The organism is Bradyrhizobium sp. CIAT3101, from assembly GCF_029714945.1.
GTDB lineage: Bacteria > Pseudomonadota > Alphaproteobacteria > Rhizobiales > Xanthobacteraceae > Bradyrhizobium.
The window spans coordinates 5,310,936-5,327,112 of record NZ_CP121634.1 but is presented as its reverse complement, the minus strand read 5'-3'; the positions used below and the strand labels follow the sequence as shown (position 1 = coordinate 5,327,112).

At 65.6% G+C, this 16,177-nt stretch carries 14 protein-coding genes; 9 read left to right on the top strand and 5 right to left on the bottom strand.

Annotated elements, in window-relative coordinates:
- Window positions 1-78: 78 nt before the first annotated feature.
- Window positions 79-987 (bottom strand): LysR family transcriptional regulator, encoded by a 909-nt coding sequence (locus QA645_RS25360; protein WP_283044341.1) that lies wholly within the window; start codon window positions 985-987, stop codon window positions 79-81.
- Window positions 988-1,088: 101 nt separating this feature from the next.
- Here QA645_RS25360 and QA645_RS25355 point away from each other — a divergent pair, with 101 nt between their 5' ends.
- The 8 genes from QA645_RS25355 to QA645_RS25320 all read left to right on the top strand — a co-directional run bounded on the left by QA645_RS25355 (window position 1,089) and on the right by QA645_RS25320 (window position 10,457).
- Window positions 1,089-2,585 carry a CoA-acylating methylmalonate-semialdehyde dehydrogenase gene (locus tag QA645_RS25355; RefSeq protein WP_254130869.1) on the top strand — a complete coding sequence of 499 codons (1,497 nt, stop codon included), beginning with the start codon at window positions 1,089-1,091 and terminating at the stop codon, window positions 2,583-2,585.
- A 21-nt stretch (window positions 2,586-2,606) separates the two neighbouring features.
- Entirely contained in the window at window positions 2,607-3,752 is a 1,146-nt protein-coding gene (locus QA645_RS25350) for an isobutyryl-CoA dehydrogenase (protein ID WP_283044340.1), read from the top strand.
- A complete protein-coding gene (locus QA645_RS25345) occupies window positions 3,749-4,816 on the top strand; it encodes an enoyl-CoA hydratase/isomerase family protein (protein ID WP_283044339.1) in 1,068 nt (355 codons plus the stop codon). The genes QA645_RS25350 and QA645_RS25345 overlap by 4 nt, the downstream gene beginning before the upstream one ends.
- A 26-nt stretch (window positions 4,817-4,842) precedes the next feature.
- Window positions 4,843-5,733: a 3-hydroxyisobutyrate dehydrogenase gene (mmsB, locus tag QA645_RS25340; protein ID WP_283044338.1), complete on the top strand. Its 891-nt coding sequence runs from the start codon at window positions 4,843-4,845 to the stop codon at window positions 5,731-5,733.
- Window positions 5,733-7,448: an AMP-binding protein gene (locus QA645_RS25335; RefSeq protein WP_283044337.1), complete on the top strand. Its 1,716-nt coding sequence runs from the start codon at window positions 5,733-5,735 to the stop codon at window positions 7,446-7,448. The genes mmsB and QA645_RS25335 overlap by 1 nt, the downstream gene beginning before the upstream one ends.
- Before the next feature lie 6 nt (window positions 7,449-7,454).
- A complete protein-coding gene (locus tag QA645_RS25330) occupies window positions 7,455-7,934 on the top strand; it encodes a MaoC family dehydratase (RefSeq protein ID WP_254193278.1) in 480 nt (159 codons plus the stop codon).
- A 226-nt stretch (window positions 7,935-8,160) separates the two neighbouring features.
- Complete coding sequence (locus QA645_RS25325) at window positions 8,161-9,078, top strand: SDR family NAD(P)-dependent oxidoreductase (RefSeq protein ID WP_283044336.1); 918 nt, start codon at window positions 8,161-8,163, stop codon at window positions 9,076-9,078.
- Window positions 9,079-9,224: 146 nt separating this feature from the next.
- Entirely contained in the window at window positions 9,225-10,457 is a 1,233-nt protein-coding gene (locus tag QA645_RS25320; protein ID WP_283044335.1) for a TIGR03862 family flavoprotein, read from the top strand.
- Here QA645_RS25320 and QA645_RS25315 read toward each other — a convergent pair whose 3' ends face one another.
- Window positions 10,458-11,675 (bottom strand): MFS transporter, encoded by a 1,218-nt coding sequence (locus tag QA645_RS25315; RefSeq protein WP_283044334.1) that lies wholly within the window; start codon window positions 11,673-11,675, stop codon window positions 10,458-10,460.
- Between the two features lie 92 nt (window positions 11,676-11,767).
- On the opposite strand from QA645_RS25315, the gene QA645_RS25310 reads away from it, so the two are divergent.
- Window positions 11,768-12,670, top strand: a complete 903-nt coding sequence (locus QA645_RS25310; RefSeq protein ID WP_254193282.1) for a LysR family transcriptional regulator — start codon at window positions 11,768-11,770, stop codon at window positions 12,668-12,670.
- Here the strand turns inward: QA645_RS25310 and QA645_RS25305 are convergent.
- The 3 genes from QA645_RS25305 to QA645_RS25295 all read right to left on the bottom strand — a co-directional run bounded on the left by QA645_RS25305 (window position 12,667) and on the right by QA645_RS25295 (window position 16,168).
- Entirely contained in the window at window positions 12,667-13,746 is a 1,080-nt protein-coding gene (locus QA645_RS25305) for a D-TA family PLP-dependent enzyme (RefSeq protein ID WP_283044333.1), read from the bottom strand. The two genes, QA645_RS25310 and QA645_RS25305, sit on opposite strands and share 4 nt — an antisense overlap.
- 116 nt (window positions 13,747-13,862) lie before the next feature.
- Entirely contained in the window at window positions 13,863-15,674 is a 1,812-nt protein-coding gene (locus QA645_RS25300) for an ATP-binding cassette domain-containing protein (RefSeq protein WP_283044332.1), read from the bottom strand.
- A gap of 2 nt (window positions 15,675-15,676) precedes the next feature.
- Complete coding sequence (locus QA645_RS25295) at window positions 15,677-16,168, bottom strand: YaiI/YqxD family protein (protein WP_283044331.1); 492 nt, start codon at window positions 16,166-16,168, stop codon at window positions 15,677-15,679.
- Between the last annotated feature and the right edge of the window lie 9 nt (window positions 16,169-16,177).

Sequence of the window (16,177 nt, the reverse complement as noted above, 5' to 3'; positions counted from 1 at the left end):
CCCACCATCTGTCGCCGCTCGAGAAAGATCGTGGGCACGGCGCTGGCGCGCTTTTGCCCACCCTATGAGAGCGGTGTTTTATCGCCCCGCAAACAGCGCCCGCTCGCGCTCCACGATCTCGCCGATGTAATCCGCCACCGCCCGGATCCGCGCGAGATCCTTGCTGTCGGCGTGCATCAGCATCCAGAACGTCCGCGTGATCGAGATCTCTTCCGGCAGCACCGCGACAAGCTGCGGATAGTCGCTCGCCATGAAATGCGGCAGCACCGCTATGCCGAAGCCTGACAGCGTCGCATTGAGTTGCGCGATCAGATTGGCGCTGCGGAAGCGCGCGGAGATGCGCGGGGATACCTGCGGCAGATAGTCGAGCTCCGGCGTGAACAGGAGCTCCTCGATGTAGCCGACGAAACGATGCTGCGGCAGCACCTCGCGCGAGGCGATCTTCGGGAAGCGATCGAGATAGGTGGGGGCGGCATAGAGCCCGAGGCGATAATCCAGCAGCTTGCGGCCGACGATGCGGCCTTCCTTCGGCATGGTCAGGCTGATTGCGATATCAGCCTCGCGCTTGGAGAGACTGAACAGTCGCGCGGTGGCTACAAGTTGCAGATCGAGGTCAGGATAGCGGTCGGCAAAAGGCGCGAGCCGCGGTGCCAGGAAAGCGGTGCCGAACCCGTCGGGCGCACCGATCCGCACCGTGCCGGTCAGCCGCGCCACCGAGCCGCCAACCTGCTCCTGGTTGGCGACGATGGTCGATTCCATCGCCTCGGCGCTATCGGCGACGCGCTGGCCAGCCTCGGTGAGGAGATAGCCGGTCTTGCGGCGGTCAAATAGCTTGGCCGAGAGGTGCTTTTCCAACCGGTCGACGCGGCGGATCACCGTGGCGTGGTCCACGCCAAGCTGTTTTGCCGCAGCCGACACCGAGCCGCCCCGCACGATGGCCAGCACGAAGCGAAAGTCGTCCCAATCGATGTGACCTTGATCCAGCATTTTCGCACATCTATGGTGCATTATCTCAGACTTGAATCCTATAAAATGCAGGTCGATAGGATTTGTCAAAGCGATCAGACCGGGACCAAGGAGTTCATTCCATGCGCGCAGTCGGACATTTCATCGGTGGCAAGGAGGTCAAGGGCACCTCGGGCCGCACGGCTGACGTTTTCGAGCCGATGACGGGCGACGTCCAGGCCAAGGTCGCGCTGGCGTCAAAGGCTGAAGTCCGCGCCGCCGTGGAAAATGCCCGCGCAGCACAGCCGGAATGGGCCGCGACCAACCCGCAGCGCCGCGCGCGCGTCATGACGAAATTCGTCGAGCTGGTGCAGCGCGACTACGACAAGCTCGCCGAGTTGCTCGCGCGCGAGCACGGCAAGACCGTGCCCGACGCCAAGGGTGACATCCAGCGCGGCCTCGAAGTCGCCGAGTTCGCCTGCGGCATCCCTCATCTGATGAAGGGCGAGTACACCGAAGGCGCCGGTCCCGGCATCGACATCTATTCGCTGCGCCAGCCGCTAGGCGTCGTCGCCGGCATCACGCCGTTCAATTTTCCGGCGATGATCCCGATGTGGAAATTCGCGCCCGCGATCGCCTGCGGCAACGCATTCATCCTCAAGCCGTCCGAGCGTGATCCCGGCGTGCCGATGAAGCTTGCCGAGCTGATGATCGAGGCGGGCCTGCCGGCCGGCATCCTCAACGTCGTCAACGGCGACAAGGAAGCGGTCGACGCCATCCTCGACGATCCCGATATCAAGGCCGTGGGCTTCGTCGGCTCGACGCCGATCGCGCAGTACATCTATGAGCGCGCCGCCCAGACCGGCAAGCGCTGCCAATGCTTCGGCGGTGCCAAGAACCACGCCATCATCATGCCGGACGCCGACATGGATCAGGCGGTCGACGCGCTGATCGGCGCCGGCTACGGCTCGGCCGGCGAGCGCTGCATGGCGGTTTCGGTCGCCGTGCCCGTCGGCAAGACCACCGCGGACCGCCTCATGGAAAAGCTGATCCCGCGCGTCGAGTCGCTCAAGATCGGCACCTCGATCGATCCCTCCGCCGACTACGGTCCGCTGGTGACGCGCGAGGCGGTCGAGAAGGTCAAGGGCTACATCGATATCGGCCTCAAGGAGGGCGCGACGCTCGCCGTCGACGGCCGCGGCTTCAAGATGCAGGGCTACGAGAAGGGCTTTTATCTTGGTGGTTCGCTGTTCGACAACGTCACCAAGGACATGCGGATCTACAAGGAAGAGATCTTTGGCCCCGTGCTCTCGGTCGTGCGCGCGCACGACTACAAGGAAGCGCTGGCGCTGCCGTCCGACCATGACTACGGCAACGGCGTTGCCATTTTCACCCGCGACGGCGACGCTGCCCGCGACTTCGCAGCCAAGGTCAACGTCGGCATGGTCGGCATCAACGTGCCGATCCCGGTGCCGATCGCCTATTACACCTTCGGCGGCTGGAAGAAGTCCGGCTTCGGCGATCTCAACCAGCACGGCCCGGACTCGATCCGCTTCTACACCAAGACCAAGACGGTGACTTCGCGCTGGCCATCCGGCGTCAAGGAAGGTGCGGAGTTCTCGATCCCGACGATGAAGTAACTCAAGCAGCGCGAGCTCGACATGCAGTTCGCCCTGAATGAGGATCAAGTCGCGGTTCGCGATATGGCGTTGGCGTTTGCGGCGGAGAAGATCGCGCCGCACGCGCTGCGCTGGGACGAGGAGAAGCATTTCCCCGTCGACGTGATGCGCGAAGCCGCCACGCTCGGCATGGGCGGCATCTACATCCGCGAGGATGTGGGTGGCTCTGCCATGACGCGCTTCGACGCGGCGCTGATTTTTGAGGCGCTGGCGACGGGCTGTCCGACGACCTCGGCCTTCATCTCCATCCACAACATGGCGTCCTGGATGATCGATGCGTTCGGCAGCGACACCCAGCGCCACACATGGTTGCCGAAGCTGTGCACCATGGAGCTGATCGCGAGCTATTGCCTGACCGAGCCGGGCGCCGGCTCCGATGCAGCAGCGCTCCGCACCCGCGCGGTGCGCGAGGGCGATCACTATGTTCTCAACGGCCAGAAGCAGTTCATCTCCGGTGCCGGCGGCACCGATCTCCTGGTTGCAATGGTCCGCACTGGCGGCGACGGCCCCGGCGGCATCTCGACCCTCGTCATCGACGGCAAGACGCCGGGCGTGTCCTTCGGCGCCAATGAGCGCAAGATGGGCTGGAACGCGCAGCCGACCCGCGCGGTGATGTTCGAGAACGCCCGCGTGCCGGTCGCTAATCGCTTGAGCGAGGAGGGCGTCGGCTTCAAGATCGCGATGGCGGGCCTCGACGGCGGCCGCCTCAACATCACGGCGTGTTCTCTCGGCGGTGCCCAAACGGCGCTCGACAAGGCGCGGGCCTACATGAAGGAGCGCAAGGCGTTCGGAAAGCGGCTCGACGAATTCCAGGCCCTGCAATTCAAGCTCGCTGACATGGCGATCGAGCTCGAGGCCGCACGCACATTCCTGTGGCGTGCTGCGGCGGCGCTCGACCGCAAAGATCCCGACGCCACCATGCTGTGCGCGATGGCAAAGCGCTTCGGCACCGATGTCGGTTTCGAGGTCGCCAACCACGCGCTGCAGCTTCACGGCGGCTACGGCTACCTCAGCGAATACGGCATCGAGAAAATCGTGCGCGATCTGCGCGTGCACCAGATCCTCGAAGGCACCAACGAAATCATGCGGCTGATCGTGGCGCGCAAATTGATCGAGGGCGCGCGATGAGTTCGGTGGAAGAGGGCGATCTGATCGTTCGCCGCGAGGGCGCGGCGGGCGTAATCCGGCTCAATCGCCCGAAGGCGATCAACGCCATGACGCTGGAGATGTCCGAGGGCATCGACGCGGCGCTGGATCGCTTCGAGACCGATCCTGAAGTCGCATTGATCATTCTGGAAGGCTCTGGCGAACGCGGCCTCTGCGCCGGCGGCGACGTCCGCGGCCTCTGGGAGAGCTCGCGCGAGGGCGGCGACCTCGGCGCGCGGTTCTGGCGCCAGGAATACGTCATGAATGCGCGGATCGCGAAGTACCCAAAACCCTATGTCGCGTTCATGGACGGCCTCGTGATGGGCGGCGGCGTCGGGCTTTCGGGCCACGCCAGCCATCGTGTCGTCACTGATCGCACCAGGCTCGCGATGCCCGAGGTCGGGCTGGGCTTCTTCCCCGATGTCGGCGGCACCTGGCTGTTGTCGCGCTCGCCTGGCGAGATCGGCACTTATTTCGGCCTCACCGGCCAGACCATGAACGGTCCCGACGCGATCCACGCCAAGTTTGCGGATGCCGTGGTACCGGCGGCCAAATGGCCGGCGCTGCGCGAGGCGCTGACCAAGGTTCGCGCCGGCGTCACAGCGGCAGACGTCACCAAGCTCATCAACGGCTTTGCGACTGGTGAAACCGCTGGGCCGGTTGCGGCAAAGGAGCCGGTTATCGATGCCTTGTTCGGCTTCGACCGCATGGAAGACATCTTTGCGGCCCTGAAGCGCGACGGCTCCGAGTTCGCACTGGCGACGCTGAAGACGCTCAACGAGAAGTCGCCGCGCGGCATGGTGGTGACGCTGAAACTGCTGCGGCTGGCGCGCACCGCGTCGAGCCTGGAAGAGTGTCTGGTGCGCGAATATCGCGCCGCGCTGGAGGTGTTCCGCAGCGACGACTTTCGCGAAGGCGTGCGCGCGGCCGTGATCGACAAGGACCGCAATCCGACCTGGTCGCCGCCGCGGATCGAGGATGTGACGCCGCAGATGCTGGCACCGTATCTCGCCGAGATCGGCGTCGACGAGCTGAATTTCAACTGACAACGCTACAAGCGGAGGAAACGACAATGGCCACGATCGCATTCATCGGTCTCGGCAACATGGGCGGCCCGATGGCCGCCAATCTGGTCAAGGCCGGCCACAAGGTGGTGGCGTTCGATCTCGTCGAAGCCTCCCGCAATCAGGCCAAGGCCGATGGAGCCGGGATCGCCGACAGTGCGTCGGGCGCAGTGAAGGGCGCTGACATCGTCGTCACCATGCTCCCCGCAGGCAAGCACGTGCTCGGCGTCTGGAACGAGGTGGTGCCCGCCATGGCCAAGGGCGCGCTGATCATCGACTCGTCCACCATCGACGTCGAAAGCGCGCGCCAGGCGCATGCGCTTGCCGCCAAGCACGGCGTGCTCTCGGTCGACGCACCGGTCTCCGGCGGCACCGGCGGCGCCAAGGGCGCAACGCTCACTTTCATGTGCGGCGGCGAGGAGGGCGCCTTCGCGGCGGCAAAGCCCGTGCTGGAGAAGATGGGCAAGAAGATCGTGCATTGCGGCGGCGCCGGCGCGGGCCAAGCCGCAAAGATCTGCAACAACATGATCCTCGGCATTTCCATGATCGCGGTGAGCGAAGCCTTTGCGCTCGGAGAAAAGCTCGGGCTTTCACACCAGGCGCTGTTCGACGTCGCCTCGACCTCGTCGGGCCAGTGCTGGTCGCTCACGACCTATTGCCCGGTTCCGGGTCCGGTTCCGACCTCGCCGGCCAACAACGACTACAAGCCCGGTTTCGCCTCGGCGCTGATGGTGAAGGACCTGACCCTGGCGCAGGACGCCGCGAAGGCTGCAGGCGCCGCGACGCCGCTCGGCCAGCATGCGCAGGAGATTTACCAGGCCTTCGACAAGGCGGGGCAGGGCGGGGTGGATTTTTCCGGAATTATCAAGCACGTTAGGGGGCTAGCCGGGAAAACTTAATGACGACATTTCAGGACGCGCGCGCGTTTCTTCTTGCTCATCGCACTGATTACGAGACAGCGGTCAGAGATTTCCGCTGGCCCGATCCGGTTCCCTTCAACTGGGCACTCGACTGGTTCGATGAGCTGGCGAAAGATGCGGAAGCCAAGGACAGGCCTGCGCTCTGGATTGTCGATGCTGCACAGGACAAGCAGACAAAGCTGTCCTTCGCAGCGCTCTCACAGCGCTCGAACCAGGTCGCCAACTTCCTCCGCGCGCAGGGCCTGAAGCGCGGTGATCACCTCCTGCTGCTGCTCGGCAACGTGGTTCCGCTGTGGGAGACGATGCTAGCGGCGATCAAGCTCGGCGTCGTTGTGATTCCCGCGACCACGCTGCTCACGGCCGAGGAGCTGCGCGACCGGCTCGATCGCGGCAAGGCGAAGGCGGTGGTGGCCGCCGAAGATCAGGTCGCGAAATTCGCAAGCCTCGGTGCGGAGAACATCGTGCGCATCGTGGTCGGCGCCGCTTCCGAAGGCTGGCTTGCCTATGACGAGACGGCGAAAGCTTCTGAGGGTCTTGCGCCGGACGGCCCGACCCGCGCCGACGACCCGATGCTGCTCTATTTCACCTCAGGCACGACGGCAAAACCAAAGCTCGTGCTGCACAGCCAGCGCAGCTATCCGGTCGGCCATCTCTCGACCATGTACTGGATCGGGCTGAAGCCCGGCGATATCCATCTCAATATTTCATCGCCCGGTTGGGCCAAGCACGCCTGGAGCTGCTTCTTCGCGCCGTGGAACGCGGGCGCGACCGTGTTCGTCGTCAACCAGCCGCGCTTCGATGCCAAGGGTCTGCTTGCCACCATCGGCCGCTGCGGCGTCACCACGCTGTGCGCGCCGCCGACCGTCTGGCGGCTGTTCATTCAGGAGAATCTTTCGGCCTTCAAGGTCGCCTTGCGCGAAGTCTGCGGCGCGGGCGAGCCGCTCAATCCCGAAGTGATCGATCAGGTACAGGCCGCCTGGGGTCTCACCATCCGCGACGGCTACGGCCAGACCGAGACCACGGCGCTTGCCGGCAACTCGCCGGGGCAAAGGATCAAGGTCGGCTCGATGGGCCGGCCGCTGCCGGGCTATCGTGTGCAGGTCAGCGACGCCGACGGCCATCCGGCCAAGGAAGGCGAGGTGGCACTGCTGCTCGGCGCCGACCGTCCGGCGGGTCTGATGCAAGGCTATCAGGGCGACGACGGCAAGCTCTCGGGCGCCGAAGGCGCGCTCTATCGCAGCGGCGACGTCGTTTTCGCCGACGAGGACGGCTATCTCACCTTCGTCGGTCGCTCCGACGACGTGTTCAAATCATCGGACTATCGCATCAGCCCGTTCGAGCTGGAGAGCGTGCTGCTCGAGCATGAACTCGTTGCGGAAGCCGCGGTGGTGCCGAGCCCGGATCCGATCCGGCTCGCGATCCCCAAGGCCTTCGTGCTGCTGACCTCGGGCGCGGAGCGGACGCCGGAGACGGCGCTCTCGATTTTCAAGCACCTGCACACGCGGCTTGCGCCGTTCAAGCGTATCCGTCGCCTCGAAATCGTCACCGAACTGCCGAAGACGATCTCTGGCAAAATCCGCCGCGTGCAGCTACGACGGCTCGAACGCGACGATGATCGCAACGATCCGCTGCGCGGCCGGGAATTCCGCGAGGAGGATTTTCCGGAGCTGCCGAAAACAAGAAGTGAGACCTGAAGCGACATGAACGAAATCTGGAAGAAGCCGCCGATCACGCTGGAGGCCTATCAGGCCATGGTCGGTAAGGAGATCGGCGTATCGTCCTGGCACCTGATCGACCAGCCCCGCATCGACACCTACGCCGACGTCACCGAGGATCACCAGTTCATCCATGTCGACCCCGAGAGGGCTAAGGCGGAGACGGCGTTCGGCACCACCATCGCACACGGCTTCCTGACGATGTCCATGCTGTCGGTGATGTCCTACGAAGTGATGCCGGCGATTGCGGGCACCACGATGGGCGTCAATTACGGCTTCGACAAGCTGCGCTTCATCTCGCCGGTGCGCTCGGACAAGCGCGTCCGCGGCCGCTTCGTGCTGGCGGAAGCCAAGCTGCGCAAGCCCAATGAGTTGCAGTCGCGCACCAACGTGACGGTCGAGATCGAAGGTGAGGACAAGCCCGCGCTGGTCGCGGAGTGGCTCGGCCTGATCTATTTCGCCTGAGCCGAGCCGCCATGGCCGGGCTTGACCCGGCCATGCATCGCTGCTCAAAAGCTGACCAGAGCGCGATCTCACCCTCTCCCCTTGTGGGAGAGGGTGCCTCGCGAAGCGAGGCGGGTGAGGGGTTTCTCTCCGCGAACTCGCTAGCTGACACAACCCCTCATCCGGCGCTGCGCGCCACCTTCTCCCGCAAGGAGAGAAGGGAAGAAAGAATAGGGAATCTTATCTCATGGCAATCAGGTTCGACGGACGCGTCGCTATCGTCACCGGCGCGGGCAATGGTCTCGGCAAGGCGCATGCGCTGGGCCTGGCCAGCCGCGGCGCGAAAGTCGTGGTCAACGATTTCGGCGGCGCGCGCGACGGCACCGGCGCCTCGCTCTCGCCGGCGGAAGCCGTCGTCGAGGAGATTCGCAAAGCTGGCGGCACCGCGATGGCCGACGGCGCCGACGTCTCCAATTTCGAGCAGGTCACCGCCATGGTCGAGCGCGCCACCAAGGAGTGGGGCAGCGTCGACATCATGTGCGCCAATGCCGGCATCCTGCGCGACAAGTCGTTCGGCAAGATGGAAGCCGCCGATTTCCAGAAGGTGCTCGACGTGCACCTCGTCGGCACCTTCTACTGCTGCAAGGCGGTCTGGGCCGGTATGCGCGATCGAAATTACGGTCGCATCGTGCTGACCACCTCGTCCTCCGGCCTCTACGGCAATTTCGGCCAGGCCAATTACGGCGCCGCGAAGTCGGGCATGGTCGGGCTGATGAACGTGCTCGCGGAAGAAGGCCGCAAGACCAACATCCGCGTCAACATCATCTCGCCGACCGCGGCGACCCGCATGACCGAAGAGCTGCTGCCGCCGCAGGCGCTGCAACTGATGAAGCCGAACGCGATCACGCCTGCGGTCGAGTACATGCTGAGCGAGGACGCGCCGACCCGCACCATCATGGGTGCCGGCGCCGGCTCCTTCGCGGTGATCAAGATTGTGGAGAGCGAAGGCATCAACCTTCCGGAGTCCGAATGGACCCCCGACGCCGTCGCCGCCCATTTCGCTGAGATCAGCGACATGTCGAAGGCCAAGGCGTTGACCGGCGCGTTCGAGCAGACGCAGAAGTATGTGGCGCAGGCCGCGGCACGGGCGGGCATCAAGCTCTAATTCTCTGTCATTCCGGGGCGCCCGAAGGGCGCGCCCGGAATGCATCGTGCCACTGACTCTGCCGCCCAATGGATTCCGGGCTCGCGCTGCGCGCGCCCCGGAATGACAGTGTTTGTGGGGCGATAATCTGGCCTTAAACTCCCGTCATGACCTCACCCGACACCCACATCGCTGTCATCGGCGCCGGTCCCGCTGGGCTGATGGCGGCGGAGGTGCTGGCGCAGGGCGGCGCCCGCGTCACGGTCTATGACGCCATGCCGTCGGCGGGCCGCAAATTTCTGATGGCCGGCCGCGGCGGCCTCAATCTCACCCACAGCGAGCCGCTCACGGATTTCCTCCCCCGCTACCGCGAGGCGATGCCGCACTTGCGCGCCGCGGTTGAAGCGTTTCCGCCCGATGCGCTGCGCGATTGGAGCGCAGCTCTGGGGCAACTGACCTTCGTCGGCAGCAGCGGCCGGGTGTTTCCAAAGACGTTCAAGGCCTCGCCCTTGCTGCGCGCCTGGCTGCGTCGGCTCGATGCGGCCGGCGTGCAATTTGCGTTTCGCCATCGCTGGACCGGGTGGGACGAGCAGGGTCGGGTCCAATTCCACGCACTCAACGGTCCGCTTGCCATCGCCCCGAGCGCAACCGTGCTCGCACTCGGTGGCGCGAGCTGGCCGAGGCTCGGCTCGGATGGCGCCTGGGCCGGATATCTCGCCGCGAAGGGCGTTGCCATCTCCAGGCTCAGGCCGGCCAATTCCGGCTTCACGGTTGCATGGTCCGATGTGTTTCGGGATCGATTCGAGGGCCAGCCTCTGAAGGGCGTGGCGCTGACGGTCGGCGCGCACACGGTTCGGGGCGAAGCCATGATCACGCGCAGCGGCATCGAGGGCGGCGCGATCTACGCGCTGTCGGCGGAGCTGCGCGAGGCGGTGTTGGGGATCGGGCAGGCGACGCTGACGATCGCCTTGCGGCCCGATCTCGACAAGGCGGCACTGACCACGCGCCTGTCGGGCACGCGCGGCAAGCAATCGCTGGCGAACTTTCTCCGCAAGGCGGCGCAAGTGTCGCCGGTCGGTATCGGCCTGATGCAGGAAGCGGCCATAGCGGCCGGCCGGCCGCTGGCGGCGTTGTCGCCGGCGGAGCTTGCGCATCTGGTGAACGCAATCCCGGTTCAGCTCACCGGCGTGGCGCCGATCGAGCGCGCGATCTCCACCGCGGGCGGGATCGCCTTCGACGAGCTCGACGGCCACTTCATGCTGCGTAAACTCCCGGGCGTATTCGCTGCCGGCGAGATGCTGGACTGGGAAGCGCCGACCGGCGGTTATCTGCTGCAGGCCTCGTTCGCGACCGGCGCTGCCGCGGGCAGCGGCGTGTTGCGATGGCTTGCGTCATCCTGATCACGACGTGCCGGTTCGGGTCAAAAGATCGGTGAGAAGGCCGAGCACGCCAAAGCTCGCCGCGACCACACAGACCGCGCTCCAGCCGCCAAAACTCCAGGCCAGCGAGGCCGCGGCGGAGCCGACCCCACCGCCGACAAAGAACAGCGCAACGAACAGGCCGTTGATGCGGCCGCGCGCCTCCGGCCGCAACAGATTGACGGCGCGGCGGCCCAGCGTCTGGTCGGCGGTGATACCGACATCGAGCAGGATGGTGCCGAGGCTCAACACCAGGAGAGCCGCGATACGGGACTCGATCGCGCCCGCCCAGGCGCAGAGCGCGAGCGAGCCGATGATGCACAGATGTGCGGCGAAGAACAGCGGGCGTGCCCAGCCCTTGTCGCCCCAGCGACCGGCGAGCGGTGTCGCCGCGGCGCCCGCGACGCCGATCAGTGCGAAAGCGGCAATGCCCTTGGCATCGAGCGTGAACGGGACCTCCGGCAGGCGCAGCGCGACCGCGGACCAGAACGCGGTGAAAGACGCCATGACCAGGGACGCGGTCCAGGCCCGCACCCGCAGCACGGGTTCTTCCCGCAACAGTTTCGGGAACGAGCGGAGCAGATCGCCGTAGCCGACGCGGGCCGCCGGTTGCAGCATCGGCAGATAGCGGCCGAGCGCACCGGCGAGCAGCGCCATCAGGATGGCCGAGGCGAGGTAATAGGCACGCCAGCTCCAGAGATCTGCGATCAGGCTCGCGGCAGGCCGCGACAACAGGATACCGATCATCAGCCCGCTCATGACTTCGCCAATGGCCTGACCGCGGCGCTCGGGCGCGACCATCGAGGCCACGAGCGGAACCATCATCTGGATCGCCGCGCAGGATGCGCCGAGGACGAAGGTTGCGAGCAGCAGCAGCACTGGCGTCGGCGCGAGTGCAGTTGCCAGCGCCGCGAGGATGGCGCAGCCGAGCGTGCGCAGGATCAGGCGGCGGTTCTCGACGAGATCGACCAGTGGCACCAGCAGCAGCAGGCCGAGCGCATAGCCGAGCAGGGTGAGCGTGCTGACGAGGCCGGCCTGCCAGGCGGTCATGGCCAGCGACCGGCCGATCAGTCCAACGAGAATCTGCGGCGCGAACAAATTGGTGACGACGACGCCGGTGGTGATGGCGCCGAGCCAGATCAGCGATCGCTCGGCGAGTTTCTTCGGGGATACGAGCTTGGTGGTTTCGGAGATGGTCATGGGACCTCGCGGGCTGAATGCGGGTCCCCTTTAAGCGGGACGATCAGTATGCTACAATTGAATTAAGTCTATAAAGAATATGCGAGTTGCTTATGAATACCCATGACCTCGTCGCGTTCGTTGCTGTGGTCGAGACCGGATCAATCGTTGCCGCCTCGACGCGCCTCAACCTCACTCAGCCTGGCGTGACCCGGCGCATCCAGAATCTCGAGGAGATGCTGGGCGCGCAGTTGTTGGACCGCCTGTCGAAACCGTTGAAGCCCACGGCCGCAGGCCACGAGGCCTATGAGCAGGGTCGGCGCCTGCTCAGGATGCTGGATGATCTCAAGGCCGGCGTCGCCAAGGACGGCGTGGTGCGCGGCGAGTTTCGGCTCGGCCTCACGCCGTTTCTCTCGGAGGCCGGACTCAGCGGGCCGCTCGATGCGGTGCGTGCCGAGTTTCCGGCGCTGAGCGTGCGCGTCGTCTCCGGCTGGTCGCCCAATCAGGTCGAGCGGGTCAGCCGCAACGAACTGGATGCGGCCGCGATCTGCCTGCCCGACGGGGCCGCGCCGCCCGCCGATCTCGTCGCCGACGATCTCGGTTCGCAGCCGGTCGTGTTCGTCGTTGCGCGCGAGATGAAGATCCCGCGCACCGTCGACCTCGAGCGCCTGTCGCAGCTCTCATGGGTGATCAACCAGGACGGCTGCGGATTTCGCGACACGCTCAAGCGTCGCTTCGATGCCGAGCATCTGCCGTTCACCGTCGCCGTGGAAGCGCTCGACAGCGAGCTTCGGCTCTCGCTGGTGTCACGTGGCCTTGGCGTCGGGCTGGTGACGCCGCTTGCGCTGAAGCGCAGCGCGTTTCGCGACAAGCTCAAGCCGGTCGCCGCGCGCGACTTCAATCCCGCGGTGCGCGCATGGCTCGTGCATCGTCCACCGGCGGGGCGGTTGACCCGCCCGATCAATCTGTTCCGCGAGGGGCTCGACCGAGAGCTTCAGGCTCTCATTCGCGCCTAGCGCAGCTTCCCGCGTGCCGCCACCGGCAGCGTGCCGATGATCTCGTCGCCGCGGACCATCACCACCTCGTCCATCATGTTGACGACGACGCAAACATGATTGGGCACGATGCGGACGACGTCGCCGACGTTCGGGCGGGTGTTGCTGCGGGAGAGGTCGAGGAAGCCGTGCTCCTCGGCGAATTTTGCGATCTTGGCTTCGGGGTGCTCCAGGATCAGACCGTGGCCGTCGAGGCCGCCGGTATCGGTCGTGAGCGTCTTCGAGCCGGCGTCGAGAATGCCGCGCTCGGGTGCGGCGCGGCTCACCACCGTCGAATAGATGTGCAGGGCGCAATCGTCCCAGGTGGCGGAGCCGGCGGCGACCTGCATGCGGTCGTTGTAGATGTAGGTACCGAAGCGATGCTCGGTGCCGCCCTTCAGCTTGCCGATGTTGACGAGATTTGGCGTGCCGCCGGTCGAGACGATCTTGGCATCGAGCCCGTGCGCCCGCACGCCGGCCAGCGCCTCGTCGAAGAATTTCTGTGCATCGCCCCAGCCGGTCTCGGTCGGGTAGAGCATGAAGCCGGCAAACTGCAGTCCCTTGGACGCGGCGATCTCGCGTGCGAGTGCAATCGCCTCCGCCGGCGTCTCGACACCCGCGCGCTTGCGGCCGGTATCGCATTCGACCACGACCGAAAGCGGACGGCCCGAGGCCGCGGCTGCCTTCGGCAGGCCCGCAACGACGGTCGAATTGTCGGCGGCGACCGTCATGTTGGTCTTGGCATTCAGCGCGCCGAGCCGCGCCATCTTTTCTTCGCCCAGAAGATTGTAGCTGATCAGGATGTCGTCGATGCCGGCATTGGCCATGATCTCGGCCTCGCCGATCTTCTGGCAGGTGATACCCTTGGCGCCGGCCGCGACCTGCATCTTCGCAATGGTCGGATTCTTGTGCGTCTTGATGTGCGGGCGGTTGGCGACGCCGGCGTCGTCGCAGGCTTTCTGGATCCGCGCGATGTTGCGCTCGACCTTGTCCATGTCGATGACCGCACAGGGCGTGCCATATTCGCGGGCGATTTTGGCGGCGAGGGGAGTGGTCATGTGATCTCTCTATTTCCGGCCCTGTGGGATGGGTAGAGCGAAGCGAAACCCATCAGAACCAATTCGCGTTAGGCGATGGGTTTCGCTGCGCTCTCCCCATCCTACGATATCCATGATCAGGCTTGCTCGATTTCTTCACGCAACATTTCGAGCTCCAGCCAGCGCTCTTCAGCGCTTGACAATTCGTCGTGCGCCTTGGCGATCGCGGCGGAGGTGTCGTCGAATTTCTTGCGATCCTTGGCATAGAGATTGGGATCGTCGAGCACACGCTGCAGCTTGGCAATATCGGCGTGCAACGTTTCCATCTTCTTCGGCAGCGTTTCCAGCGCGTGTTTTTCGTTGAAGCTCAGCTTCCGCTTCGACGTGGAGGCGGGAGCGGCAGTGCGCTCCTCTTTCCTCTCCGCAGGCGCCGACGTCTTCGCGGTGTCGCGCTTCAAATCCGCGCCGCGCTGCGCCAGCATGTCGCTATAGCCGCCGGCATATTCGATCCACTTGCCGTTGCCCTCGGGCGCGATCACGGAGGTGACGACGCGGTCGAGGAAGTCGCGGTCATGGCTGATCAGGATGACCGTGCCCTCGTAGTCGCCGAGCATGTCTTCGAGCACGTCGAGCGTCTCGAGGTCGAGATCGTTGGTCGGCTCGTCCAGCACCAGCAGGTTCGATGGTTTTGCCAGCGCGCGCGCCAGCATCAGCCGGCCGCGCTCGCCGCCTGACAACACCTCAACGGGCGTGCCGCGCTGCTCCTGCGCGAACAGGAAGTCCTTCATATAGCCGACGACGTGCTTGGGCTTGCCGCCGACCATGATCTGGTCGCCGCGACCACCGGTCAGCGCCTCGGCCAGCGTCGATTTCGGATCGAGGCTTTCGCGATGCTGATCAAGTGTGGCGGTCTCGAGGTTGGCGCCGAGCCTCACGATGCCGGTGTCAGGCTCGCCGCCGCCGGTCAGCAGATTGACCAGCGTGGTCTTGCCGGCGCCGTTCGGGCCGATGATGCCGAGCCGGTCGCCGCGCTGGATGCGGGTCGAGAAATTGTCGACGATCACGCGGTCGCCAAAGGCCTTGCTGATGCCCTTGGCCTCGATCACCAGCTTGCCGGATTGCTCCGCCTCGGCTGCGGCGAGACTGGCGGTGCCGGCCGTGCCGCGATAATTGCGACGCTGGTCGCGCAGTGTGTGCAGATTGGCGAGCCGCTTGACGTTGCGCTTGCGGCGGCCGGAAACGCCGTGCCGCAGCCAGTGCTCCTCGTCGACGATCTTGCGGTCGAGCTTGTGCTGGTCGCGCTCTTCTTCCGCCAGCACCTCGTCACGCCAGGTCTCGAACGAAGCGAAGCCGCGGTCGATCTGCTTGATCTTGCCGCGGTCGAGCCAGGCCGTCGAGCGGGAGAGATTGGTCAGGAAGCGGCGGTCGTGGCTGATGATGACGAGCGCGCTGCGGCGACCGTCGAGCTCCTTTTCCAGCCATTCGATGGTGGAGAGATCGAGATGGTTGGTCGGCTCGTCCAGCAGCAGGATATCCGGCGAGGGCGCCAGCACACGCGCCAGCGCCGCGCGGCGGGCCTCGCCGCCGGAGACGTTGGCCGGGTTCTCGTCGCCGGTCAGCCCGAGCTGCTCGACCAGATAGCGCGCCTGGTATGGATCGTCGCCGGGCGCGAGCCCGGCCTCGACATAGGCCAGCAGGGTCCTGTGCTCACCGAAGTCAGGCTCCTGCGGCAAATAGCGAACCGTTGCGCCGGGCTGCACGAATCGTGTGCCGCCGTCGGGCTCGACGATACCGGCCGCGATCTTCAGCAGTGTCGACTTGCCGGAGCCGTTGCGGCCGATCAGGCAGACACGTTCGGATGGCGCGACATTGAGCTCGACGCCCGACAGCAGCGGCGTGCCGCCAAAGGTCAGCTTGATGTCTTTGAGTTGGATCAGCGGCGGCGCCATGACTAACCTTGGCTCGTGGCGGCTTGGTCGGCACGACGGCGCTGGATCCGGCGCAGCGTTTGGTCGAGCGCCGAGAGGAAGGCGGAGCGGTCGCGCGGGGAGAACGAGCGCGGGCCGCCGGTGACTTCGCCGGCCGAGCGCAGATCCGTCATGAGATTGCGCACCGCCAGCGTCATGCCGATCGACTCCTCCGTGAACGGCTTGCCGTTCGGCGCGATCACGTCGGCGCCCGCCTTGACGCAGCGGCTCGCCAGCGGAATGTCGGAGGTGATGACGACGTCGCCGGGCCTGGCGCGCTCTGCGATCCAGTCGTCGGCCGCGTCCATCCCGGCGCCCGCGGCGATGCGCTCGATGAGGGGATCGTGCGGCACGCGAATAAAATTGCCGGCGACCACGCTCACGGGCACGCCGTGGCGAAGCGCCACGCGGTAGATTTCGTCTTTCACCGGGCAGGCGTCGGCGTCGACATAGATGCGGGTGGGGGTGTCGGTCATTCGCCGCGT